The sequence below is a fragment of the Acidiferrobacter sp. SPIII_3 genome (assembly GCF_003184265.1).
In the GTDB taxonomy this organism is placed as follows: Bacteria; Pseudomonadota; Gammaproteobacteria; order Acidiferrobacterales; family Acidiferrobacteraceae; genus Acidiferrobacter.
Map to the genome: position 1 here is coordinate 1,446,005 of NZ_CP027663.1, position 22,505 is coordinate 1,468,509.

Annotated in this window: 19 protein-coding genes, 1 tRNA gene and 1 riboswitch; of the genes, 11 read left to right on the forward strand and 9 right to left on the reverse strand. The window is 65.6% G+C overall.

All coding sequences use genetic code 11. The features are described 5' to 3' along the window. Positions 1 to 93: 93 nt before the first annotated feature. A complete protein-coding gene (locus C4901_RS07255) occupies positions 94 to 1,977 on the reverse strand; it encodes an ATP-binding cassette domain-containing protein (protein WP_110136751.1) in 1,884 nt (627 codons plus the stop codon). Positions 1,978 to 2,085: 108 nt separating this feature from the next. Between C4901_RS07255 and C4901_RS07260 the strand changes: the two genes are divergently transcribed. From C4901_RS07260 to C4901_RS07300, 9 genes are all read left to right on the forward strand, one after another. Further along, positions 2,086 to 2,769, forward strand: coding sequence for a glutathione S-transferase N-terminal domain-containing protein (locus tag C4901_RS07260; protein WP_110136752.1), 684 nt, complete (start codon positions 2,086 to 2,088; stop codon positions 2,767 to 2,769). Positions 2,770 to 2,844: 75 nt separating this feature from the next. Beyond that, positions 2,845 to 3,255, forward strand: coding sequence for a YccF domain-containing protein (locus C4901_RS07265; protein WP_110136753.1), 411 nt, complete (start codon positions 2,845 to 2,847; stop codon positions 3,253 to 3,255). A gap of 228 nt (positions 3,256 to 3,483) precedes the next feature. Next, a riboswitch (guanidine-I (ykkC/yxkD leader) is annotated at positions 3,484 to 3,582 on the forward strand. Positions 3,583 to 3,638: 56 nt separating this feature from the next. Continuing rightward, positions 3,639 to 4,619: an ABC transporter substrate-binding protein gene (locus C4901_RS07270; protein WP_110136754.1), complete on the forward strand. Its 981-nt coding sequence runs from the start codon at positions 3,639 to 3,641 to the stop codon at positions 4,617 to 4,619. Continuing rightward, positions 4,619 to 5,479, forward strand: a complete 861-nt coding sequence (locus C4901_RS07275; RefSeq protein ID WP_110136755.1) for an ABC transporter permease — start codon at positions 4,619 to 4,621, stop codon at positions 5,477 to 5,479. The genes C4901_RS07270 and C4901_RS07275 overlap by 1 nt, the downstream gene beginning before the upstream one ends. Continuing rightward, a complete protein-coding gene (locus tag C4901_RS07280; protein WP_110136756.1) occupies positions 5,476 to 6,345 on the forward strand; it encodes an ABC transporter ATP-binding protein in 870 nt (289 codons plus the stop codon). The genes C4901_RS07275 and C4901_RS07280 overlap by 4 nt, the downstream gene beginning before the upstream one ends. Next, positions 6,342 to 7,073 carry an urea amidolyase associated protein UAAP1 gene (locus C4901_RS07285; protein WP_110136757.1) on the forward strand — a complete coding sequence of 244 codons (732 nt, stop codon included), beginning with the start codon at positions 6,342 to 6,344 and terminating at the stop codon, positions 7,071 to 7,073. Before C4901_RS07280 ends, C4901_RS07285 begins: the two co-directional genes overlap by 4 nt. Beyond that, positions 7,073 to 7,741: an urea amidolyase associated protein UAAP2 gene (locus C4901_RS07290; RefSeq protein ID WP_110136758.1), complete on the forward strand. Its 669-nt coding sequence runs from the start codon at positions 7,073 to 7,075 to the stop codon at positions 7,739 to 7,741. Before C4901_RS07285 ends, C4901_RS07290 begins: the two co-directional genes overlap by 1 nt. A 63-nt stretch (positions 7,742 to 7,804) precedes the next feature. Then, entirely contained in the window at positions 7,805 to 11,083 is a 3,279-nt protein-coding gene (locus C4901_RS07295) for a 5-oxoprolinase/urea amidolyase family protein (protein ID WP_110136759.1), read from the forward strand. Between the two features lie 152 nt (positions 11,084 to 11,235). Continuing rightward, positions 11,236 to 12,537: a cation:proton antiporter gene (locus C4901_RS07300; RefSeq protein ID WP_205736260.1), complete on the forward strand. Its 1,302-nt coding sequence runs from the start codon at positions 11,236 to 11,238 to the stop codon at positions 12,535 to 12,537. 162 nt (positions 12,538 to 12,699) lie between these two features. On the opposite strand, the gene C4901_RS17625 is transcribed toward C4901_RS07300, so the two are convergent. Next, positions 12,700 to 12,849: a hypothetical protein gene (locus tag C4901_RS17625; RefSeq protein WP_168185616.1), complete on the reverse strand. Its 150-nt coding sequence runs from the start codon at positions 12,847 to 12,849 to the stop codon at positions 12,700 to 12,702. Beyond that, the gene (locus tag C4901_RS07305) at positions 12,846 to 15,227 is read right to left on the reverse strand and encodes a glycoside hydrolase family 15 protein (protein WP_110136760.1); all 2,382 of its coding nucleotides are present in this window, start codon (positions 15,225 to 15,227) and stop codon (positions 12,846 to 12,848) included. The genes C4901_RS17625 and C4901_RS07305 overlap by 4 nt, the downstream gene beginning before the upstream one ends. Positions 15,228 to 15,728: 501 nt before the next feature. Here C4901_RS07305 and C4901_RS07310 point away from each other — a divergent pair. Both C4901_RS07310 and C4901_RS07315 read left to right on the forward strand, forming a co-directional pair. After that, positions 15,729 to 15,804, forward strand: a tRNA-Glu gene (locus C4901_RS07310). A gap of 171 nt (positions 15,805 to 15,975) precedes the next feature. Beyond that, positions 15,976 to 16,911, forward strand: a complete 936-nt coding sequence (locus tag C4901_RS07315; protein WP_205736261.1) for a site-specific integrase — start codon at positions 15,976 to 15,978, stop codon at positions 16,909 to 16,911. A gap of 230 nt (positions 16,912 to 17,141) precedes the next feature. On the opposite strand, the gene C4901_RS17630 is transcribed toward C4901_RS07315, so the two are convergent. From C4901_RS17630 to C4901_RS07340, 6 genes are all read right to left on the reverse strand, one after another. After that, positions 17,142 to 17,300: a hypothetical protein gene (locus C4901_RS17630; RefSeq protein ID WP_168185617.1), complete on the reverse strand. Its 159-nt coding sequence runs from the start codon at positions 17,298 to 17,300 to the stop codon at positions 17,142 to 17,144. A gap of 97 nt (positions 17,301 to 17,397) precedes the next feature. Then, a complete protein-coding gene (locus C4901_RS07320; protein WP_168185618.1) occupies positions 17,398 to 19,347 on the reverse strand; it encodes a type IV secretion system DNA-binding domain-containing protein in 1,950 nt (649 codons plus the stop codon). Between the two features lie 132 nt (positions 19,348 to 19,479). Next, positions 19,480 to 21,069, reverse strand: a complete 1,590-nt coding sequence (locus C4901_RS07325; protein WP_110136763.1) for a type IV secretion system DNA-binding domain-containing protein — start codon at positions 21,067 to 21,069, stop codon at positions 19,480 to 19,482. An 80-nt stretch (positions 21,070 to 21,149) separates the two neighbouring features. Continuing rightward, on the reverse strand, positions 21,150 to 21,815 hold the full coding sequence (locus C4901_RS07330) for a hypothetical protein (RefSeq protein ID WP_110136764.1): 666 nt from the start codon (positions 21,813 to 21,815) through the stop codon (positions 21,150 to 21,152). A gap of 11 nt (positions 21,816 to 21,826) precedes the next feature. After that, positions 21,827 to 22,057, reverse strand: coding sequence for a hypothetical protein (locus tag C4901_RS07335; RefSeq protein ID WP_110136765.1), 231 nt, complete (start codon positions 22,055 to 22,057; stop codon positions 21,827 to 21,829). Continuing rightward, positions 22,050 to 22,286: a hypothetical protein gene (locus C4901_RS07340; RefSeq protein ID WP_110136766.1), complete on the reverse strand. Its 237-nt coding sequence runs from the start codon at positions 22,284 to 22,286 to the stop codon at positions 22,050 to 22,052. Before C4901_RS07340 ends, C4901_RS07335 begins: the two co-directional genes overlap by 8 nt. Between the last annotated feature and the right edge of the window lie 219 nt (positions 22,287 to 22,505).

A 22,505-nucleotide genomic window follows, 5' to 3' on the forward strand; every position in this document is an offset into this window, starting at 1 on the left:
CGATCATCTCCCGATCAGCTCCAGGACTAAGGCCGGAATCCTTCTCCCTTTGCGGCCGCCGGCGTCTGGGCGACAATTGCAGTCGCGGATGGGTCACGACGACTCGAGGGCCTCCCAGCGCGCATAGTGCGCGCGCAACTCCCTTTCGATGGCGGCCAGACGCTCGAAAAGGCCCGCGATCTTGGCCTGATCCTGCTCATAGAAGCGCCCATCGGCGCTGGCGGCCTGAAGCGAGGCGCGCTCGGCCTCCAGGGCCTCGATGCGCGCCGGGAGCTCATCGAGCTCGCGTTGTTCCTTGTAGGGGCGCTTGCGCGGTGGCGTGACGGCGGGCGGGGTCGAGGTCTTCGCGGTCGGGACCTTCGGGCCCGCGGGGGGTATCGAGGGTGGCGCGGGCGATGGCAGGTCGCTGTAGCCACCGACGTATTCGGAGACGCCGCCTTGGCCATCGAACAGCCACGTGCTGGTGGCCACGTGGTCTATGAAGGCGCGATCGTGGCTTACGATCAGGATCGTGCCCGTAAACTCCATCAAGGTCTCCTCGAGGAGCTCCAGGGTATCGGCGTCCAGGTCGTTGGTCGGTTCGTCCAGGATGAGGAGGTTGGTGGGCTTGGCGAACAGGCGCGCGAGCAAGAGGCGGTTACGTTCGCCGCCGGAGAGCATGGCAACCGGCGAGCGCAGGCGTTCTGGTGGAAACAGGAAGCGGCGCAGGTAGCCCGCGACGTGCTCCTGGCGGCCGCCGACGGTGATGGTGAGCCGTCCTTCGCCGACACTGTCCATGACCGTGGCCTCGGGATCGAGCTGCTCGCGTTGCTGATCGAAGTACGCCACCTCCAGGCGTGTACCCCGCCGGATTGAGCCGCCGGCCGGGGCCACGTCGCCCAAAAGGGCGCGCAGGAGGGTGGTCTTGCCGACACCGTTGGGACCGACGAGCGCGATCCGGTCACCGCGTTGCACGATGACGCTGAAGTCGCGGACTAGGACGCGCTGCTCATAGGTGAGCGTCAGGCGATCGGTCTCGAAGACGATGCGACCGGAGGGGTCGGCGCCGTCCAGGCGCAATTCAGCGCGCCCCACGCGCGCGCGTCGCGCGCGATGCTCGCGGCGCATGGCCTCAAGCGCCCGCACCCGGCCCTCGTTACGCGTGCGCCGCGCCTTGATACCCTGCCGGATCCATCGCTCCTCCTCGGACAGGCGCTTGTCGAACAGGGCGTCGCGCGTCTCCTCCGCGGCCAGGGCCTCGGCCTTGCGACGCCCATAGTCCTCATAGGTCCCGGGCCAGGATGACAGAATGCCGCGGTCGAGTTCGATGATGCGCGTGGCAAGTCGCCTGAGGAAGGCCCGATCGTGGCTGACGAACAGTACCCCGCCTGTGAAGCTCGCGAGATAGTTCTCGAGCCACAGGATGGCACCGATATCGAGGTGGTTCGTGGGTTCATCGAGCAGCAGGAGGTCGGGTTCGGCGACCAGGGCCCGTCCGAGCATGACACGCCGCCGCCATCCGCCCGACAGTTCGCCCATGCGCGCATGGGGATCGAGGGCCAGTTCGCTGATTACGGTGTGCACGCGCTGCTGGAATCGCCAACCGTCCTGGCTGTCTAGGATCTGCTGGACGGTCCCTAGGCGCGCCAGGGTCTCGTCATCGGCGCCCTCGGCGAGGCATCCCGTCAGATGATCGTATTCGGCAAGCGCGGCGCCGAGTGCCGCCAGGCCCCCGGAGACGATCTCGTAGACGTTCGCGGTATCGGCGCAGTCGACCTCTTGGTCGAGGGTCGCGATGCGCGCGCCCGGTTGCGTGCTGCGTGTGCCGCCATCGGGCCTGATCGTCCCGGCGACGATGCGCAGGAGCGAGGATTTGCCCTCGCCGTTGCGGCCTATGAGGCAGACGCGCTCGCCGGCCTCGATGGCAAGCGCGGCATGGTCGAGCAGGGCGTGGTGGCCGTAGGCGAGGCTGATATCATCGAGACGCAGTAAGGGCATGACGGGCTTTAAGGGTGCGGCATGGGCCGGGAAAGCCGGCTATAATCGCAGGTCTGCGGAATCGGGGCAACGGTCATCAAGGCCGCGCCTGTCATCGGGAGGATAGCCATGCTCGACCTCTATTATTGGCCGACACCCAACGGCCACAAGATCACGATCTTCCTGGAAGAGGCCGGTCTCGCTTATCGCGTCATGCCGGTCAATATCGGCCGCGGTGAACAGTTTGCGCCGGATTTCCTGGCCATAGCCCCCAATAACCGCATGCCCGCGCTGGTCGATCCTGATGTCGATGGCGAACCGATCCGGCTGTTCGAGTCGGGGGCCATCCTGCAGTACCTTGCGGAGAAGACCGGGCGTTTCCTGCCGAGCGAGATACGGGCCCGGTTTACGGTCCTGCAATGGCTCTACTGGCAGATGGCGGGCCTCGGTCCCATGGCCGGCCAGAACCATCACTTCGCGCGCTACGCCCCGGAGAAGATCCCCTACGCCATCGACCGTTACGTGCGCGAGACCAGGCGCCTTTATGGGGTGCTCGATCGCAGGCTTGCCGAAAGCCGGTTTGTGGGCGGTCCCGAGTACTCGATCGCCGACATGGCCTGTTATCCTTGGATCGTGCCCTATCGCGATCAGCAGCAGGACATCGAGGGCTTTACGCACTTGAAGCGCTGGTTTACGGAGATCGCGGCCCGTCCGGCGGTGGTGCGCGCCTATGCCGCCGGCGCGCGCATAAGCCAGGGCGGCGCCTTGGACGAGGAGGCGCGGCGTCACCTGTTTGGTCAGGGGCGCCCTTGATCGGGTGACGGTTTCGGGTCGTTTGAATGGGGGCGCGGCGCGCCTGGGGGATATCGTCATGCCAAAAGGGTCTCCATGCTCGCGTTGATCGGCAATGTGCTGTGGTTTGTCCTGGGGGGTGCGGTCATGGGCCTTGCCTGGTGGCTTGCCGGTCTGATCGCCCTTTTGTCCATCGTGGGCATCCCCTGGGCGCGCGCGTGCTTTGTCATCGGGCAGTTCACCTTCTGGCCGTTCGGGCGCGAGGCGGTCAGTCGCAGCGCGGTGGGCCGCCCGGACATCGGTACGGGCCCTCTGGGGCTCATCGGCAATGTGTTGTGGTTCCTGCTGCTCGGGGTGTGGCTTGCGATCGGCCATATCATGGCGGCGTTCGCCAACTTCGTCACCATCATCGGTATCCCGTTTGGCATCCAGCACCTGAAGCTTGCGGTGGTCGCCGTGGCCCCCATCGGCATGACGATCGTCGACAAGCATCCCGTCACGCGCTAATCCCCAGCGGTCCGCCCGCGGGCCTTCTTGCGCACCAGAACGGCGCACGCGCACCGGTTTGGCCCGGTTCTGACACGCAATTCCCCGGCGCAACATGGCCGCCCTCGCGCGCGCACCGCGCTTTGGCGCGGATTGCGGCCTCGTCGCGCGTGGCATGGAGATTGCTAAACCCGATTGCAGGGATTTTTTTGAGGATGACATGGCTTAGGGTCTCATCGATCGAGAAGGCGTAACGGATTCTAGGGTTCCAGCCGCGTGCGGTGTTCGGTCCGAGAGAATCCGCCCCGCGATGCGCGGGGTACACGGAGGGATAAAAACCCGGGAGGCAGCGTGTTGCCGTCCCGGGTTTTTTTGTGTCGGACGGAAAATTGCGAGGGGATGATATGCACACATTGAAGAAGCTTCTGGTGGCCGCGGGGTTTGTGGTCTGCGGGCAGTTGGGCCTCATGACGCAGGCCAGCGCACGCATCACGCTCGGGCTGTCGGACTGGCCGGGGTGGGTGGCATGGTATGTGGCGCAGCACAACGGTTATCTGAAGAAATACGGGGCGCATGTGCGGCTGGTGTGGTTTCCGAGCTATATGACCTCGGTCGAGGCGCTGTCGGCCGGGCGCATAGACGCCAACTGCCAGGCGCTGATCGATACCATAGCGCCGGTCGTGAAGAAGGTGCCGCTCAAGGTGATCCTGGTCACCGACAACTCCGCCGGCAACGACGCCTTGATGGTGAACAATAAGATCCATTCGTTCGCGGGCCTGAAAGGGAAGTCGATCGCGGTTGAAATGAATTCGATCGAGGAGTACCTCGATGTGACCGCGCTCCATGAGCATCACATGAGCGCCGCCGATGTTCATTTCGTCAACATGTCGACCGGCGATTCCGCCGCCGCGCTCATCACCGGACGCGTGGCCGCAGCCGGGGTATGGAATCCGTGGATCCAGAGGATCGAGGCGCGGCACGCCGGGCATGCGCTCTTTACGAGCGCCCAGGCCCCGGGACTCATCCCCGACCTCGTGGTCGCGCGCGATAGCGTCGTCGCCGCCCACAGAAAGGATTTCGTGGGGCTCGCCAAGGCATGGTTTGCGACCGTGCGCTTCATCAAGGCCCACCCCCGCAAGGCAGCGGCGATCATGGCCCCGCATGTGGATCTTAGGCCCGCGGTCTATGCCGCAAGCCTGTCTGGCACCAAACTTTTTGGAAAACACCTGAACCGCATCGCCATGAATCCCGGTCCATCGAGCGCCTCGCTCTATAACAGCACCATCCACACCGGCCGTTTCCTGGAACAGGTGAAGATGGTCAAGGCGATCCCAAACCCGCGTACCTTTATCGACGCCGGTATCGTGGATCAGGCGGGGCGGTGATGGGCACCGCGACCGTGAGGACCCACGGGAGGCCGGGTGTCGGCGGCCGCAAGGCGGCAGCGCACCGCGGCCGGGTGCGTGCTCGGCTTTCGCGCATACGCGCGCCGATCCCCCGGGCGCTGTACGTGGGTCTTGCGGTCGCGGGGTTTTTGCTGCCGCTCGCCTTCTGGCAGGCGCTCTGCGCCTGGCATCTCGTAGGAGCGCTTTTTCTGCCGTCGCCGGCCGATGTGTGGATGTCGCTGCGCCATTGGTATGCGAGCGGGCTTTTGCGTGATACCGGCATCAGCGTCTATCGCGTGGTCACGGGCTTTGTCTTGGCAACCTTGATCGGGGTGCCGCTCGGGCTTTTCATCGGTGCCTACAAATGGTGTGAGGCGCTCTTGCAGCCGATCAATGACTTCGTGCGCTACATGCCGGCCTCGGCCTTCATACCGCTCGTCATCCTGTGGGTGGGCATAGGCGAGGGATCGAAGATCGCGATCATCTTCATAGGGGTGGTGTTCCAGATCGTGGTGATGGTAGCCGATGCCGTGCGCAAGCTCCCGGATCGCTATCTGGAGGCCGCCTACACCATGGGCGCGCGCCCCGGGGAGGCCATGAAGCTCGTCGTGTGGCGCGGCACATGGCCACAGATCGTCGACATCCTGCGCATCAACATGGGTTGGGCCTGGACCTATCTGGTGGTGGCCGAGATGGTGGCCGCCGACAGCGGCCTTGGGTTTGCCATCCTCCAGGCGCAACGTTTCCTCGACACCGCAAAGATCTTCGTCGGGATCATCGTCATAGGTCTCATAGGACTCACCTTCGATCTCATGTTTCGCACACTGCACAAGCAGCTCTTTCCGTGGTATCGGCCATGAACGCGCCGCGTGTCAGCGTGGAGGGCGTGGGCCGGGACTATGAGGGCCGTGACGGTGTGCCGTTCTCGGTCCTGAAGGGTCTCGACATGGTGGCGTCCGACCACGAGTTCGTGGCCATCGTCGGGGCCTCGGGGTGCGGCAAGTCCACGCTCTTACGGCTCGTCGCCGGGCTCGATGATGTCACCGAAGGGGTGATCCGGGTGGACGGACGCCCGGTCACGGGGCCCGGACCTGATCGCGGCATGGTATTCCAGCAATCGACCCTGTTTCCGTGGCTCACGGTCTGGCAGAACCTGCGTTTCTCGCGCGGCCTTGCGGTCAACGCCGAGGCTACGAGCCGCGAGGTGTCGGAGTATCTTTCACGAAGCGAGGCCCTGCTCAACATGATGGGGCTCGCACGCGTCCGTGACAGCTACCCAAACCAGTTGAGCGGCGGCATGCAGCAGCGCGTCAATATTGCCCGCGCGCTGGTGGCCAACCCGGCGGTGCTCTTGATGGACGAGCCCTTCGGGGCGCTCGATGCGCAGACCCGCGAGACCATGCATGACCTGGTGTTGCATCTGTTCGCCGCCGAGAAGACCACGGCCTTGTTCGTGACCCATGACGTCGAGGAGGCCATCTATCTCGCGGATCGGGTGATCGTGCTGGCCCCCAACCCCGGGCGCGTGGACTCGGTGCACACGATCCCGTGGGGCCGCGCGCGCACCCAGGACCTCAAGCTCGATGGCGCGTTCGTGAGACTGAAAGGCGAGATCCTGGCGCGCATCCGCGCCACCGCCGCGGTCCATGCCGACCGCGAATTATTGGAAAGTATGACGGCGCGCACCCGCGCATCGTCGATGACAGAGGAGAGAGGGAAGTCATGAAGGAACGGGAAACAAGCGAACGGACCGTGCTCTGGGAGGAGCGCGTGCCCGGGGGATGCCACGCCTCGTTTCGGCTGCGCCGCGGCCAGGGCCTGCGGCTTGCGGCGCTCGGTCCGGGGGCCAATGCCTCGGTGCTGCTCTTTAATGACGACGACCGCGGCGAGCGCTACAACATGGCCGACACCCTGAAGGCTCAGCACACCGCCGCGCTCGGCGTCGGGCATGTGCTCATGTCGGATATGGGGCGGGCGCTGGCGGCGATCTGCGCCGAGAGCGTGAGCGACCATGATCCGATCTGCGGGGCGTCGAGTCGCGCGCATATCGAGCAGTGCTTTGGCGCGCGGCGCTTCGAGCAGGCGCGCAACGCCATGCACCGCAGCGGCCAGGACGGCCTTTTGATCGAACTCGCCAAGTGGGACCTTGGCAAGGAGGACCTGGTGGTGCCGATCAATTTCTTTAGCGCGCTTGCGATCGACGACCAGGGCCATGTGGCGTTGCGTGGCGATCACGTCGATTGTGGCGATTTCGTGGAGTGGACGGCGGTCTTGAATCTTCTGTGTGTGATATCGGCGGCCCCCCATCCCTTGGCCACTCCGGGGACCTATGCCCCGGCCGATGTGCGTGTCACAGCCTACGCGAAAGGGGGCGACACCGGCGCTAGCGTCGCGCGCTGCGTGCAGAACGCGCGCGCCTTCATGAACAGTCACCGTTACCTCGGAGATTCCTGATGCCAAACCCCGTATTGCAAGAAAGCGCGTACGACCCGGCGCACGCCCTTTGGGATGTCGTATGCCCGGCGGGCGAGCCGTGGATGGGGGAGGTGCTTTCCGGCCAGACCGTGCGTATCGTCGACCTCAAGGGCAACCAGGCGGTCGATACGCTTTTTTATAACCGGCATAACCGTCGCGAGCGCTACAGCGCGCAGGCCACCATCGTTGCCCAAAGGGCCCTCTATCTCACGACCGGTTCGGTGTTGATGTCATCAGAGGGGCGGCCGATGCTGACCATCGTCGCCGATACCTGCGGGCGCCACGATACCCTCGGCGGGGCCTGTTCCGCGGAGAGCAACACCGTCCGCTATGGTCATGACAAGGGATATCTGCACAGCTGCCGGGACAATTTCCTGCATGCCTCGCAACACTGCGCATGCGGCCAGCGCCTGGGCCTTGGCAAGCGGGACCTTGCCAGCAACATCAATTTCTTCATGAATGTCCCGGTGGAAGGCCGCACCCTGCGATTCGCAGACGGAGTCTCCGCCCCCGGCAAATATGTGGAGATGCGCGCCGAGCAGGATGTGGTGATCCTCATTTCGAACTGCCCGCAATTGAACAATCCCTGCAACGCCTATGACCCGACCCCGATTCGCATCATGGCTTGGGAGGCGGCGGAGGACTGACCGGCATGGGGACGACCCCGTAGCCTGGCAATTTCGCGGGACGGCCCGCCTGTGCGAGGTGTCATGTTCAAGACGGTATTGGTGGCCGATTCCGGAGTCGGTGCGGCGCGCGTGAGGCGAACACTGGAGCGCCTGGGGATCGCTATGTCATGTGCGCCGCAGGCGACTGCGGAAGATGCGGATGGAGACGCGATCACGGTCTTGGCGGCCGCCGCCGGGGCCGACGTCGTGCATCCCGGATATGGCGCCCGCGCCCGCGACGCGCATCTTGGGCGCGCGCTCGCGCGCTGTGGGATCGCCTTCGCCGGGGCGCGCGCCGACGACATCGAGACATTCTCGGACCCCGGGCGCGCGCGCTCACTCGCCCACGCGGCGGATCTGCCGCTGCTCGCAAGAAGCCGTCCTCTGGGGGATCTGGCGAATATCCTGGCGGTGGCGGCGGCGATCGGCTATCCGGTGGCGCTCTTCTGCGAGACCTCCGCCTGGGAGCGGCGGTGTGCGCACCCTGAGGCCGTGCGCGCGGCCTGGGAGGAGTGGCGGCGGTCTCCGGCTCCCGGTCTTGGGATGCTGTGTGTGGAAAGGCGCCTGGCCCATGCCCGTTGCCTGGAGGTCCCGGTGTGGGGTGACGGGCGCGGCGCGGTACGGGCCTTGGGCGTGCACGATGTGAGCCTGCGGCGCGACGGCCGGGCGCTGCTGGAGGAGGCACCCGCCGGGGGATTGGCGGCCGGTGAATGCCGGCAGCTCATGGATGGGGCGGTGCGCGTGGCGCGCCATGTCCGCTATCGATCCGCGGGTGTGGTGCGCTTCATCTATGATGAGCGCGAACGCGCGCCTTATTTCGTAGCCCTGGACGCGGGGCTCGGGGCCGCGCACGAGCTGGCCTCTATGGTCATCGGCAGCGATATCGTCGAGTGGACGTTGCGACTTGCGGCCGGGGAAGACGGGGCGTTTGGCGATGACCCGCGATGCGCCCTGGGGCATGCGGTCCTGGCGCATGTGCGTGCCGAGGATTGGACGCGCGGACTGGCGCGCTCCGTGGGACGCGTGGCGACGGTGTCGTGGCCACCGGGGGCGCAGGTTGCGGCCGCCATCGCACCGGGATCGGAGGTGGGGCCGGCGGGCAATGGCGAGATCGCGCAGATCTGTGTGGCGGCGGAAGACCGCGGGCGGGCATGGCAGGCGCTCGATGAGGCGCTGGCGCATACGGTGGTGCGCGGGGTCGAGACGAATCGCGACTGGCTGCGCGCCTGGGCGCAGGATCCGCGGGTGCGCGAGGGCCGTCAGGATATCGATATCCTGGCATCCGACCCGCGGTGGGCCCCGGTGGTGGAGGTCCTGAAGGGTGGGGCGCAGACGACCCTCCAGGACTGGCCGGGACGGCTCGGGTATTGGCAGGTGGGTGTGCCGCCGTCGGGGCCCATGGATGCGCTCGCGCATCGGTACGCCAACGGCCTTGTGGGTAACGATCCTGAGGCCGTGGCTTTGGAGATGACACTTGCCGGCCCGCATCTCAAGTTCCACGCGCCGGCCTTGATCGCGCTCACCGGCGCGCCATTCTCGGCACGGCTCGACGGACGCGTACTGCCGATGTGGCAGGTATGCCGGGTCGAGGCCGGGAGCGAGTTGCTGTGCGGCACGGTGCGGACCGCCGGGGCGCGCGCGTATCTGGCCGTGCAGGGGGGCTTTGTCGCGGATCGCTATCTCGGCAGCGCGGCGACGTTTGCCCTGGGCGGTTTTGGCGGTCACGAAGGGCGCGCCCTGAAGGCGGGCGACCGCCTGACGATAACCGCCATCCAGGACGATAGCGCAATCGGCCGACAATTGTCGCGGCGGCTGCGGCCGCGCTACGAACGCCACTGGACGCTCGGGGTCTTGTATGGGCCGCACGGTGCCGATGACTTCTTTACCACAGACGACATCGAGGCCTTTTTTGCCGCCGACTGGCAGGTCCATCCGCAGTCCAATCGAACCGGCGTGCGCTTGATCGGTCCGCGTCCGCGATGGGCACGGCCCGATGGCGGGGAGGCCGGTCTCCACCCTTCGAATATCCATGATAATGCCTACGCCATAGGCGCGATCGACTATACCGGCGACATGCCGGTGATCCTGGGGCCGGATGGGCCGAGCCTCGGGGGCTTCGTGTGCCCGGCGGTGGTGGTGTCCGCGGACCTTTGGAAGCTCGGGCAGCTGCGTCCGGGGGACACGGTGCGTTTTTTGCGTCTGAGTCTTGCTGCGGCGCGTGCATCGCACAGGGATCAGGAGCAGGCCTTGTGTCTGCGTCCGCCACCGCTCAGGCCGGGCCTGCCGGTCATGGCCCATGAACGTGATGCCCGGGAGGCAATCATCGCGCGCATCGACGAGTCGCAAGCAGGGGTTGCGGTCGTGTATCGACGCGCCGGTGATGCCAATGTCCTGATCGAGTACGGGCCGCCGATCCTCGATATCGGTTTGCGCCTGCGCGTCCATGCCCTCATGGAGTGGCTTGAGTCACGCCGGCGCGAGCGGCTGAACGATGCCGTGATCGACCTCACGCCCGGGATACGCTCGCTGCAGGTCCATTACCGCCCCGATCGGCTTTCGCAGGCGGCGCTGGTGGCCGTGCTCTGCGAGGCCGAGGCCGATCTCGGGGAATTGCGCGATGCCTGTGTGGCCTCGCGCATCGTGCATCTGCCGCTTGCCTGGGATGACAGTCAGACGCGGCTCGCCACCGCCCGTTATCAGCAGCTCGTGCGTCCCGATGCCCCATGGTGTCCGCGCAACATCGAGTTCATTCGTCGCATCAACGGGCTAGACAGCGAGGAGGCGGTGCGCGATATTGTCTTGGCCGCCGAATATCTCGTGCTCGGCCTGGGGGATGTGTATCTCGGGGCGCCGGTCGCGACCCCGCTCGATCCCCGCCACCGGCTGGTCACCACCAAGTACAACCCGGCGCGCACCTGGACCCCGGAGAATGCGGTGGGCATAGGTGGGGCCTATCTGTGCATTTATGGCATGGAGGGTCCGGGGGGTTATCAATTCGTGGGGCGGACGCTGCAGATGTGGAACCGTGGGCCCGCGGTCGCGCCGTTTGTAGACGGTGCCCCGTGGCTGTTGCGGTTTTTCGATCGCATCCGGTTTTTCCCCGTGAGCGAGGAGGAGCTGCTGGCGATGCGCGCGGATTTCGCGCGCGGCCGGCTGCCGTTACGCATCGAGGACGGACGTTTCTCGTGGGCCGAATACCAACGGTTCCTGGAGGCCGAACGGCCCGGCATCGAGGCCTTCAAGGCCCGTCAACAGGCGGCGTTCGTGCGCGAGCGCGAGTCCTGGGCGCGCAGTGCCGATGCCGCGGCCTGTGGCCCTTAGCCCCCCTCGCATGCGCGCTCTTGGGGGCGTCTTGTTTGGTGGAGACGCGGACGTCGTATTAAGCTTGCACTCGGTTGCACCCATGGCGTGCTCGATACGACCCGTGGGTGTCGTCTTGCGGAAAGACCGCGGGGCCGTTGTGGGATGGAGGTATGATGTCGGGCGGAGATCTGGGCGGCCTTGCGCAATCGCCCGAGCGGGTGCTGTATTTCGTGCTGCTTCAGCTGGTGGCGATCATCGCCTCGGCGCGGGTGCTGGGATGGCTTGCGAGAAAGGTGGGTCAGCCGCGCTCGGTGGGCGAGATCATCGCCGGCGTGCTGCTCGGTCCATCGCTTTTCGGGCGTCTTGATCCCGGATTGTTTCACTATGTCTTTGCCAGCATTGCGCCCCTGCCGCTTGTGATCATGAGCCAGATCGGGCTTACCTTGCTCATGTTTCAAATCGGCATGGGCTTCGATTTCTCGCACCTCAGGGAGGCGGCGAACGGGCGGGCGGCGGCGGCCACGGCGACGGGATCGATTGCGCTGCCGTTTGTCCTGGGAATGGTCCTGGGGTTCGTCTCTCAACCTTATCTGGCGCGCGGGATCCCGGTCGTCCCCTATAGCCTTTTTATCGGCACCGCGTTTGCCATCACCGCTGTGCCCGTCCTCGGCCGGATCCTGGTGGAATACGGCCTGGCACGGAGCCGTATCGGGGCGATCGCCATTAGCGCCGCGGCCGCCAACGATGTGGCCGGCTGGCTCTTGCTGCTGGCGGTGGCGACCTTTGCGAGCGCGCATTTCTCGGCGGCGGCCATGGCGTGGCGCCTTGTATTTCTCGGGCTTTATCTCGTCGTGGCCTTTGCGGTGGTGAAGCCGCTCGTGCACCGCGCGCTGGCGCACCTGTCGTGGCCCGCAGGGCCCGGACTCCCGCCGGATGTGTTGGCCCTGACGCTGCTTGCGGTATTCGTATCGGGCATGATGACCTACGAGATCGGCATATTTACCATCTTCGGCGGCTTCGTGACGGGGGTGATCGCGAACGCCAATACCGAGTTCGTGACCCGGTTTCAGCAGACGGTCGGCGATTTCATCTTCGTGTTCTTCCTGCCGATCTTTTTTACCTATGCCGGCCTGCGCGCGGATCTGACCGGCATCGACAATGGCATGCTGTGGCTGTGGTGCGCGGCCATCGTACTCGCCGCCACGGTGGGCAAGGGTGCCGGGGCCTATGCCGGTGCGCGCATTGGCGGGCTAGATGGCATGAGCGCGGCGGTGATGGGGGCGCTGATGAATACCCGTGGGCTCATGGAACTTATCGTCATCAATATCGGGTATAGCGCCGGATTCATACCGCATATCGTCTATACCCTGCTCGTAGTCATGGCGATCGTGACTACCATGACCACGGGGCCTGCGTTACGCGTGTCCTTGCCACGGCTTGGTCATGTGATCCCAAGAGACATAGACGCCTAGGGGTGGGTCTCGGCGGCGTGGCCGGGAATACCCGGGATGCCGCCGTGCATCGCCTAGCAGCGCGCTCGACGCCGGTCTCCCGGCGGCGAGCGCCGCTCGCACGTGGCCGCCCCGGGGTCCGCAAGGTCGGCGGCAAAGGTCTGCGCCGCCTGCCGATGCCCTTTATGGCCGCGACCAGGCCCTCACCTGCGCGCCACGGTAAGGGATGGCAACCCTGGCGCCGGTCGCCGCCAGGGTACGGGCGATGGCGGTGCCGAGACCCTCGCTTGTGCTGACCAGTGCGGTCCGACCCGCGAGATGGGTCGGCATCACGGATCCCTCCTGACATCGATGTGAAAGTCCTGACCCACCCAATCCCCGGTCTGCCAGCGCAGGGTGAACTGCACGGTGCTGGCGGCGCGGAGCGCCTCGCGCGGCAGGATGGCGACATGCAAAAGCCCCCAGTCCTCAGACGGCGTGTCGCGCACGGTCTGCCAGCCGTCCTGACCCCAGTGGACCGTGAACGGCGCGGCGAGCGCAATGCGCAGTTCCTCGCCGGCACGCAGGTGGTGTGGACGCTGGTGGAGCTGCCAGATGCAAAAATCGGGCGTGGGGCGCACGCCCCGATAGCGTTCCCAGGTCGCCACCGGGCGATCGACCGGCACGCCGAGCATATGGCTGTGGCAGAGCTTCACGAATTCGCCGTGTGCCCATACGAGCGGCATGGCCGAGCCGCTCGGACGTCCCGCAATGAGATCGTATTCCGGGATCGGCGCGCTGTCCCACACCTGCTCCGGCAGCAGGCCTCCTTGTCCGGTCATTGCGGCCATCGCCCGCAGGTAGGGGAGCGCGTCGTCGCCGGCAGCGATCGCATAATGGCCGCGTTCGCCGGTGAGCAAGGGCCAGCCCCGTCCGATGCCGGTGCCGTCGAAGGGCCGGCCATCGGCGTGTTCCCCATAGCCGTCGCCGTTGTAGCGGTGCCAGACCGGCCCGCTTGGCGTGTCGGTCTTCAATAGACCGTCCATGACGGTCACGGAGGCCAGGATGCGCGGATCGCGGGCGTCGCGCAGACCATAGCGCACGAGTTGCAGGAAATCGTTGGATACCTGGCAACAGGCGGCGAGCTGCGGGTCGTCAGCGCGGTTTTTGATGGGCAGGACTTCGCGGTCGGCGTCGTGGTCGGTGAGGATGTCGGGCGGGGCCATGCGGATGTAGTGGCCGGGGACCTGGAACTGCCGGGACAACGGATCACCCTCAGCATAGGGGGACAACGGATCACCCTCAGCATAGGTCCAGGCCTCGATGCGCGCATTCCAGTAGTCGGCGAACATGAGTGCGCACGCCCGCGCGCGACCATCGAGAAACGTCGCCCCCTCAACCAGCGCGGCGATCATCACGGCAAGCGTGAAGGCGTTGATGCCGGCGTCCTCCTCCCAGCGATCCTGGGCGGTTACCGGGCCTTCGCAGACGATGAAGGAGAGCGCCCGGAAGACCATGTCCGTGACCGCCATGTCGCCCAAGGCTCCGTGCGCCTTGAGGGCGCTTGCCAGCAGCACCGGAAAGCCCGCCTCATCGAGTTGTACGCCATTCCAGAAGGGTTTGCCGCCGAGCCACTGGTTTTGCAGCCAGTGGCCGTCGGCCTGCTGTGTTCCGATCAGATAGGCGAGGATCTGACAGGGCTCCTTGTGCGCGCCGAGGGCTAGGAGCGCGCCCGCGCTCTCGACCAGGTCGCGGGACCACACGAGGTGGTAGCCGCCCAGGGTGTCGCTGGTTTCACCCCACGGGACCGAGAGGCTTGCCACCAACGCGCCTGGGAAGGTGTGATCCTCGTGGACCTTGATCACCGTGGCCGAGCGCGTATAGAGCGCGGCGATGTCGGATGGGAGTCGTGTGGCGATGTCCTGGGGGTAGATGCGGGCCGCGTGCCACGCGCGCCAATGCGCGGTGTATTCTTGGGCGGCGCGCGGAAATCCCTCGGCAAGCGAGGACCACGCGCTGGTCGCGGCGGCCTCCTTGCTGCTGCCAAGCCCGAGGGCGAGCGTGCCACGGGGCGGCAGGGCGCCGCCGAGCGCGACTTCTCCGGGTCCGGCCTCCGTATATCCCCAGGTCATGCGCCCATTGAGATGAAAGTCCTGCCAGAGGTCGCTTGCACCGACCTCGCCCACCGCGCAGGCACCGAGCACCGCATAGCCATCGGCATCACGGCAGTGGATCGCCAATCCAAAGGGCCCTTGTTCGGCCCACAATACGCGCCGCCCCTCCCACGAGCCGACCCACGCGCGGTTGGCGCGCGCGTCCTCACCGAGGCGCGGGGCGCACAGCAGGTAGGGGCGCAGGTCGGCGTTCCCGGCGAGCGCGAAGTCGATCAATAGAACATCGCGGTCTGGGTCGGCGCAGACCTGAAGGGTGAACTCGAAGCGTTCGTGGCGGTGACGCAGGCGCGGCAAGGGGACGCGCGCATCCTCGAGCTCGAGTATGGGGTCGGGCAGCGCCTTGATCTCCTGCCAGAAGCCGCGCCCGTCTGCGATCAGGAACCCGAGATCGCGAATCTGCGGGATATCGATACGCGGGTAAAAGACCTCGGTGACAATGCCATGGCCGATGGTAAACCAGAGCCGGCTGTGACCAAGCGCCGTACCCACGCAGTCCTTGCGACCCGTGGACCACACCGGGCGGCGCCAGAGCGCGACAGGGGCTCGTATGGTACTCATGCGTCCATCCGTACGCGCGGGGATTGCCGTCGCGGCGCGCACCGGAAGGCGCGTTTCGGCTCCGTGGTGTCCACCAAGACCCCCTCATATGGCTGCCCAAGGCCTAGTGTAGACGCCCGAGGTCGGGTCGGGAACTGCGGATGGGCCCGCTGCGGGCGTGATGGCCTCGATCGTCCGTGGGCGAGGCGAGGAAAAGGTGCCGCCGTGGTGATGGCGTCTGAGAGGGGTCAAGCAATGGCCGCACGCCGGCCCGACTGACTGGCGCGTGCCGGGAGGTGGCGCGTGGCCGATCCGACCTTGTGGTCCCGGCGGGGTGTCGGGGTTTTTGGTGTTTGGCGGTCGGGCCGGTGGCGGCTTCTTCGCGAGGGGTGTCGCGGGCGACTCGGAGTTGGAGCAGGGCTAGAGCTTGATTTTGCCGAGGGTTACTCTTAGAGTAACGGGCCTTCTATGCCCATCGCAGGCGCGGCCGCGAGTGGGGTCGAGGTGCAGGGCATCAAAGTGGTCCCCATCGTCTAGAGGCCTAGGACATCGCCCTTTCACGGCGGTAACAGGGGTTCGAATCCCCTTGGGGACGCCAATACAATCAAGCACTTAGCGTCACCATCTTCCCTTTTAATCCGAGTATGTCCACCATATGTCCACCTGAAATAAAATTAGGGGGGTGGACATGGCGAGTTTCCGAACAAGGCCGGGGCCAGGTGGGCGGCGAGTTTGGCAGGTACGGATTAAAAAACAGGGCTATCCCGAAATGGCCCGGACTTTCGACCTGAAGACCGAGGCCCAGGTCTGGGCCAAACAAATCGAATCGGAGATGGACCGCGGGATCTTTATGTCCCGCGCCGAGGCCGAAAACACGACCCTGGGCCAACTGCTTGACCGGTACCAGCGCGAGATCACCACCCAAAAGCGCGGGGCCACCATGGAGCGCTCCCACCTTCGGATGATCGGCCAAGACCCCGTTGCTCACGGCTTTATTTCTGGTATCACGGGCAAGGAATTGACGGCCTACAAGAATCGGCGCCTCAGGGAGGTATCCGCCTCGACCTTGAACCGGGAACTCAATATCCTCTCGCACGTGTTTACCGTGGCCGCCCAGGAATGGCACATCCATCTACCGTGGGGTAATCCCGTGCGGCTCGTGAGCCGTCCGCGCGTCGATGATAAGCGCGACCGCCGCCTGCAGGGCGACGAATACGCCCGGCTTATGTCCGCCGCCGCCACCTATGGCGGGGAGATTGGCCCCCTCATCACCTGGGCCATAGAGACCGCCATGCGCCGCGGGGAGATCGCGGCCATGCGATGGGATCACCTGGACGGGCCGTCCGGCCCGCAATGCCGCCAGGCGCGGGTGTTGCTGATCCCGGAGACCAAGACGGGCACGCCCCGGCGGATACCGCTGTCCACGACGGCCTTGGCCGTGCTGGACGGGCTCCCCAGGCGCCTCGATGGGCGCGTATTCGGGGTGCATACAGGATCCATCAGTCGCGCCTTTGCGGAGGTCTGTAAGGCCGCCGGCATCACCGGACTGACCTTCCACGACCTGCGACATGAGGCAACCTCGCGGCTCTTTGAGAAGGGACTGAACCCTATGCAGGTGGCGGCGATCACGGGGCACAAGACCTTGCAGATGCTCAAGCGGTATACGCACCTGCGGGCCGAGGATCTGGTGGGGATGTTGGGGTAGCGTGACAGTAACGCTATAATTTAGCGATCCGATGACGTATAACGCATGGTGTTATGTTGCACGAGTGCGTATCGCGCTCGGAACCCAACCCGCCCGGCGCGTGGCGCAGCCCAGCGCCGCGGCGGTGGCACGGACCCCCACACATTCTCCCCCTGGCCGGGAGCGGGGCATGACGACGGGGAGAAACCAGTCGCGCGGAGCGCGCGGGGAGCCCCCCCGAAACGGGGGAATCATTTGCGGCCACCGCGCTCCAGGTCCGCGAGCGCCCAAAACGGGAGGAAGCCGAGCGCCAAAATCCCCCACAGAAAAAACAACGCGAGGCCTAGTGTCGGATCGGCAAATAGGAAAAAGATCGCTGAAGCAAACAGCCATTTGAGAAGCGTGCCCATAGAGCATTCCTCCTATCGAAAAGTTCTTCCCTGGATGGCCGCGCCCCGACGGGGCGCGCGCAACCGGGGAGCTACGCATTTCGTTACTGTAACGCAACTACTCATCGTCCTCGCCCCCGCGCTCGTCCTCTGGCTCCTGCCCCTGGTTCGGGATCATGGGCGAGGACTGCTGTGCGGCCGCCGGTGGCGCCTGTCCCGCCGCCCGAGCCGCCGTCTCCAGAATCCGGGCCGCCAGTGACGCGCCCGGCACGACGGCATCGAGGGTGTGCGCGGCGGCCTCTTTGGTGAGGTCGTCGCCGGCCGACTCCTGCGCGGCGGGAGCCGTGGGGAAGTCCGGCAGGTCCCCGGACGGGATCGGAGCCGGCGCCTGTGGGGCCGGCACGGGGTCGCGACGCTTCGCCTTCTTCTCATCAGGCCGGTCGGTGGTGGTGGTCGGTGGGGCCGCCACGTCCGGGGGCGCTTTACCCCACACTGGGCGCTGATAGCCCGGCTGCGTCCAGCGCGCCTGGACATAAGCCGGGCGATGTTTTTGCAGTTGTGGAAACGGCCAGTCCAGTAGCGCCGCCTCGCCCCCGCTCATCAGGAGCGCGCGCGGGCCAGTGGGCAGGACGCGCAGTTCCTGACCGAACGACGCGGGGAGCAAAACCGGCTCGCGCACGCGCTGCCAACTGCCGGAGTGTTGGGCGCCGCTATCATTATGATAGTTTTGTGATATTTGGTGCGAGTAACGCTCCACCTCGCGTTCCCCCAACAGGTCCGAGCACCACTTTTGGTCCTCGGGGGCGGTCGTCTGGCAGATGATTTTGCTCGCTGTCTGCCCCGCCCAGGTGGTGGCAGTTTCGCGGGTGTAGACCTCGCGGATCTGCGCGAGCGACTGGATGCCAAGGATGGCACGCAACCCTTTTGACCGGGCCGTGGTCAGGGCATCGGTGATCGAGGGGATTTTGCCGGAGCGCGGGGCCTCATCCACGATCAGCCAGATCCGGCGATCGGCGGGCGAGGCGTCCGGCATATCACCCACCTGCCGCACAACCTGTTCTATTAGGCTCGCGGCCCAGGCCTGGGACAGGCTGCGGGCGCTATCCCGGAACCCGACCACGGCCACAGGGGGCGTTTTGCCCGCGAGCCAGGCGCGCACAGCCCAGCCGGGATTTTTGCTGTGGGCCAGATCGGCGGCCGCCACCCCGAGGTTTATAACATGCCGCACGCTCGTTGCCACCTGCACCAAAAATCCCATGGTTGTCCGTGACGGCGCGGCGGCGTCCTCCCCGCCCAGCAGCGACAGCATGGCGGGGTCCTCGCGCGCGATGATATTTTTAAGGGTGTCGAAATCCGCGAGCGCGCGAGCGATCGCCGCCGCTAGAGTCACGAATCCCCACCCCTGGCCATTGTTGTGCTGCACGTCAGTAATGACCCCCAGTAATAGGGCGCGCGCCCCGTTGACCCACATCGGCTCCTTGTCGCCGCCGGGGGCCGATGGGATCAGCGTCTCTGTCAGCGAGTGCGCGTCGAGATTCGTCAAAATGTCATTGCCAAGCGCCCAGCGCGCGGACCGCGAGTCGGTTGGGGATAGGAGAGTGAAGCGGCCGCCGAGCTTTTCGGTAAAATCCCCTTTCGAGTCGAACAGCAAAATCTTGTCCCCGCGCGCCTGCGCCTGCTGAATCAGTGGCCACAGAACGGTCGTTTTCCCACCACCAGACCCGCCCACCAGGAGGGTGTGGCGGGTTTCGAGACTCTGGCTAATCGGCACCTCTGGGTGAATCAAAACCCCCGGCGCCTCGGCCTTGCCGGGCTTGAGCGCCATGGCGATCGCGTGAGGGTCCTTGTGCAGGATGAACCCTCTTATGTGGCGCTCGCTGGGGATGGTGAGAAGGCGCCAGACGGCCCCGCCCGCCGACGCTCCGAACAGCGCGGCCACGACGGTGGGGACGAATCGCCGCCAGCCCCAAGGCGCGGGGACGAGGCCCCAGCGCAGGATGAGGTGGAACAGCGCGAGCGGCGGTTGGAACGACTGACCGTAGTGGTATGCCACCATCTCCACCCCCACACACCAGCCGATAGCGGCGGCGATGCCGGCAGCGGCCAGGGAAAACGGCCCCCGGTCGCTGTACAGGTTAGGATCATTTCGAGTTTGGCTTGTCATTGTCGATTCCTCTGATAGCGTTACAGTAACGATTCGTTACTCCCCCTCGCCCTCCTCGGGGACCGGCAGGGGGCGCGGCGGGATGGGCTGGTAGTCGTCGGCGATCGTGGGGTAGGACTGGTAGGCGAGGCGCACCCACATAGTCGAGGTCTCCACCCTCAACACCCCCATAAGGTCGGGCAGGGCCATGATCTGGCTGGGGAGCACGGCGCGTTCGGTCTGGTCCTGCCATGTGGTGGAAGTGCCGCGGGACGAGCTGCTGCCCTGACCTCCGCCCCCGCTGTTTTCGGTGTGTGAGACTTGGCGGCGCTTGATATGCCGGTCCCCGATCTCGCGACTCAGAGCCTCGGCCGTCTCGCCATCCCCGACGCGCAGCAAAAGGCGGCTTTTCGGCATACTCAAGAGCGCCGCCGCCTCGTCCGCTCCCACGCGCGACTTGACCTGCCCGATCGCCTGGGCGGCCATCATTATGGAAAGCCCGAACTTCCGGCCCTCGCTCAAGACGGTTCCAATCGTCGGCGACGGGAGAAGGACCGGGACCTCATCGAGGGCCAGCCACACACGCCGCGCGGGGTCCGGCCGAAGGGATGTCGCCACGGCCACCAGTTGCGAGAGGAACAGTTTATGGATGGGGGCCAGCGCATCCCGGGTCCGTCCGCTGGTCAGCAGGAAAATGAACCGGCCGGCGGGGCGCTCGCAAAAATCCTTCAGGCTCACGCCGTCCAGGCCGGGAGGCACGGGGGGCAACAAAGCCAGGCTTTTCAGATAGGGCGCCAAATTGCCACGGACGCTGCCGAAGGTTTTCGCGTTTCCGACCATGCCAGCGAGCCCGGCCTTTTCCAGGCGCTCGATCAGGGTCGTGCTGCTCTCCCCGAGGCCCGCGCGCACAAGGTCATCGACATTGGCAGTCTGCTGAAACAATACTTCCAAGGTCGCTTGTGCGGCATCAGAGAAATATTTGTTGTCACCATCCGCGCTTGGAATCAGGGCTTTGGAGAGCATCGCCTCATCGCCTGGCTGCATGTCGGTCCATGGCGACCGCGGCGCGTGGCGCGCATCGAGCGGGTTAATGATGAGGTCTTTGGATGGGTCATGCAGCATGGCGACCATCTCGCCGGTGGGATCATGAATCACCGCGCCGTCACTGTGACGGTTGCGAATCGCCATCAGAAGCGCTTTCAGCGCGACGCTCTTGCCCGACCCCGGGGCGCCCAACAGCAAAACGTGCTGTTGTTCGACGTTGCGGGGCAGGGGCACGCCCCCGATCTCCAGGTCGCCGGCGCCGTGGTGCAGGACCCGCGCCGCCATCGTGGCATCGACGATCCGCGTGCCGCGCTGATGGGCCTCGTCCGCGTCAGGAGCGCGCGGGCCGCGCACCTGCGCGCGTGCCTGGCGGATGGCTTTTGGTAAAAGCTTCCAGGCCACCACCCCGCCAACGATCGCTTCCACATTCCCAAAAAATCCGGTGGCGTGCTGGGCAAAAATATCAGAGAGAAAAATGACTCCCGCCCACCCTGCACCCGCGAGCCCGGCGAGGAACCGCGCCCACCATTTGAGAAATGACCCGCCGCACGCCGAGCGGTTATGCTCGCGCACCGCGTTTTTGATGTCCGTCGAAATGTCCATTGTACCCTCCTATTCTGGTTCAGCGGGGCCGGACGACAATGCCCGGCCCCCTATGTATAGCTGCATCGGGGGAAATCCCCCTAGCGATCCATCTCCATGTCGTCATCCGGCTCCTGCTCGCGCTCCACCACTACAGCCGCCGACTTCCGCTCGTCCTGCCCCAGACGCTCGCGCTCCTGCTCGTGTGGCGCCGCTTCCTGTTCCTCCTCCTCCTTCTGCGACGGTTCCTCCTGCTCCTCAAGGGCGGCGGCCTTGGCCTGCTCGCGCTCGGCCACCACGCGCTCACTGTGGGCGCGGATGGCGAGGACTTCGCGGGGCAAAAACTGCTCGCGCATCCCCCGACCCATGGGGTCCTCCCGATCTATTATTTCGAGTTTGGCTCGTTCCTCATTGGTGAGGGGCGTCATCACGCCCTCGGCCTCCCAGCGATCCAGCCAGCCGGGGTCCATCTCTGGGTCGTGGGAATAGGGCCGCACGGCCTCGTCGGGGACAGGCCGAAGCGCGGCCTCGCGGGCGCGATCCTCGGCCTCCTCCCGGGCGATCGCGGCCTCGATGTCGGCCGCCTCTGCGGCGGCCACGCGACGCTCCTCGTCCTCCCGGCGCTGGGCCTCTGTCCGGGCCTCATCCTCCCGGCGCAGCGCCTCGGCGCGGTTGGTGTCCTCCTGGCGCCAAGCATCGGCGCGGTTGGCGTCCTGGTCGCGGTCCTGCTCGCGGCGGCGGAGTCGCAGTTTTTCGAATATGTCCATGGTGATTCCTCCTATTGCAGGGTGTAGGTGCCGACGGCGCGGACGAGGATCATTTCATCCGCCGTGTTGACCCCGACCCGCGCAGCCTTCTTGACCTCCTTGATATTCAGGTGGAGGAACAAGGCTTCTATCAAAAGGAAGTAATTGGTGCCCGACCACTCGGACAGAATCAGATGAACTTCCCCTGGTGGGATGGAGGCAAACACGACCTCCTCCATTTTTTCCAACTCGGACTCAGTCATTTCCAGTCTCCTGGTTGAGGTATTTGTCCCTCAGGCGAACTAGGTGGGGACGGCCCCACACCTCACCACCGGACAGGCGGGAACCAAGCAGCACCGCCTCGACGTCGCGCGGGTGGCGAAGCCCCCGCAGGGAGGCCATGATCTCTCGGGTCAAGTCAGGCTTAGCCTTCCCTTCAAACAAAACGGCATCAAATGCGCGGGCAAAAATGGCATCTGAAATTTGGCTCATCGTCTTTCTCCTGTTTGTGTTGCTCAGTTATTAGCTGCGTCGGCGGAAATTCATTTTCTCCGAGGTAGCAACGTGCGGTTGTTGATGGTCCGGCCGCCTGCGACCCGCCCCCATTGGCGGCGTCGGTCGTTCCAGGACACCGCGTTTGGATAAGAGCGGGGCTCAACTCTTTTTCGGTTCCTTTTCATATGGCCTCCTAAGAGCCAAGGTGGCCACCCC

Bases quoted from the DNA above. Each gene is read 5' to 3' on its own strand.
- C4901_RS07255 (WP_110136751.1), bottom strand. From the start codon at position 1,977: ATGCCCTTACTGCGTCTCGATGATATCAGCCTCGCCTACGGCCACCAC.
- C4901_RS07260 (WP_110136752.1), top strand. From the start codon at position 2,086: ATGCTCGACCTCTATTATTGGCCGACACCCAACGGCCACAAGATCACG.
- C4901_RS07265 (WP_110136753.1), top strand. From the start codon at position 2,845: ATGCTCGCGTTGATCGGCAATGTGCTGTGGTTTGTCCTGGGGGGTGCG.
- C4901_RS07270 (WP_110136754.1), top strand. From the start codon at position 3,639: ATGCACACATTGAAGAAGCTTCTGGTGGCCGCGGGGTTTGTGGTCTGC.
- C4901_RS07275 (WP_110136755.1), top strand. From the start codon at position 4,619: ATGGGCACCGCGACCGTGAGGACCCACGGGAGGCCGGGTGTCGGCGGC.
- C4901_RS07280 (WP_110136756.1), top strand. From the start codon at position 5,476: ATGAACGCGCCGCGTGTCAGCGTGGAGGGCGTGGGCCGGGACTATGAG.
- C4901_RS07285 (WP_110136757.1), top strand. From the start codon at position 6,342: ATGAAGGAACGGGAAACAAGCGAACGGACCGTGCTCTGGGAGGAGCGC.
- C4901_RS07290 (WP_110136758.1), top strand. From the start codon at position 7,073: ATGCCAAACCCCGTATTGCAAGAAAGCGCGTACGACCCGGCGCACGCC.
- C4901_RS07295 (WP_110136759.1), top strand. From the start codon at position 7,805: ATGTTCAAGACGGTATTGGTGGCCGATTCCGGAGTCGGTGCGGCGCGC.
- C4901_RS07300 (WP_205736260.1), top strand. From the start codon at position 11,236: ATGATGTCGGGCGGAGATCTGGGCGGCCTTGCGCAATCGCCCGAGCGG.
- C4901_RS07305 (WP_110136760.1), bottom strand. From the start codon at position 15,227: ATGAGTACCATACGAGCCCCTGTCGCGCTCTGGCGCCGCCCGGTGTGG.
- C4901_RS07315 (WP_205736261.1), top strand. From the start codon at position 15,976: ATGGCCCGGACTTTCGACCTGAAGACCGAGGCCCAGGTCTGGGCCAAA.
- C4901_RS17630 (WP_168185617.1), bottom strand. From the start codon at position 17,300: ATGGGCACGCTTCTCAAATGGCTGTTTGCTTCAGCGATCTTTTTCCTA.
- C4901_RS07325 (WP_110136763.1), bottom strand. From the start codon at position 21,069: ATGGACATTTCGACGGACATCAAAAACGCGGTGCGCGAGCATAACCGC.
- C4901_RS07330 (WP_110136764.1), bottom strand. From the start codon at position 21,815: ATGGACATATTCGAAAAACTGCGACTCCGCCGCCGCGAGCAGGACCGC.
- C4901_RS07335 (WP_110136765.1), bottom strand. From the start codon at position 22,057: ATGACTGAGTCCGAGTTGGAAAAAATGGAGGAGGTCGTGTTTGCCTCC.
- C4901_RS07340 (WP_110136766.1), bottom strand. From the start codon at position 22,286: ATGAGCCAAATTTCAGATGCCATTTTTGCCCGCGCATTTGATGCCGTT.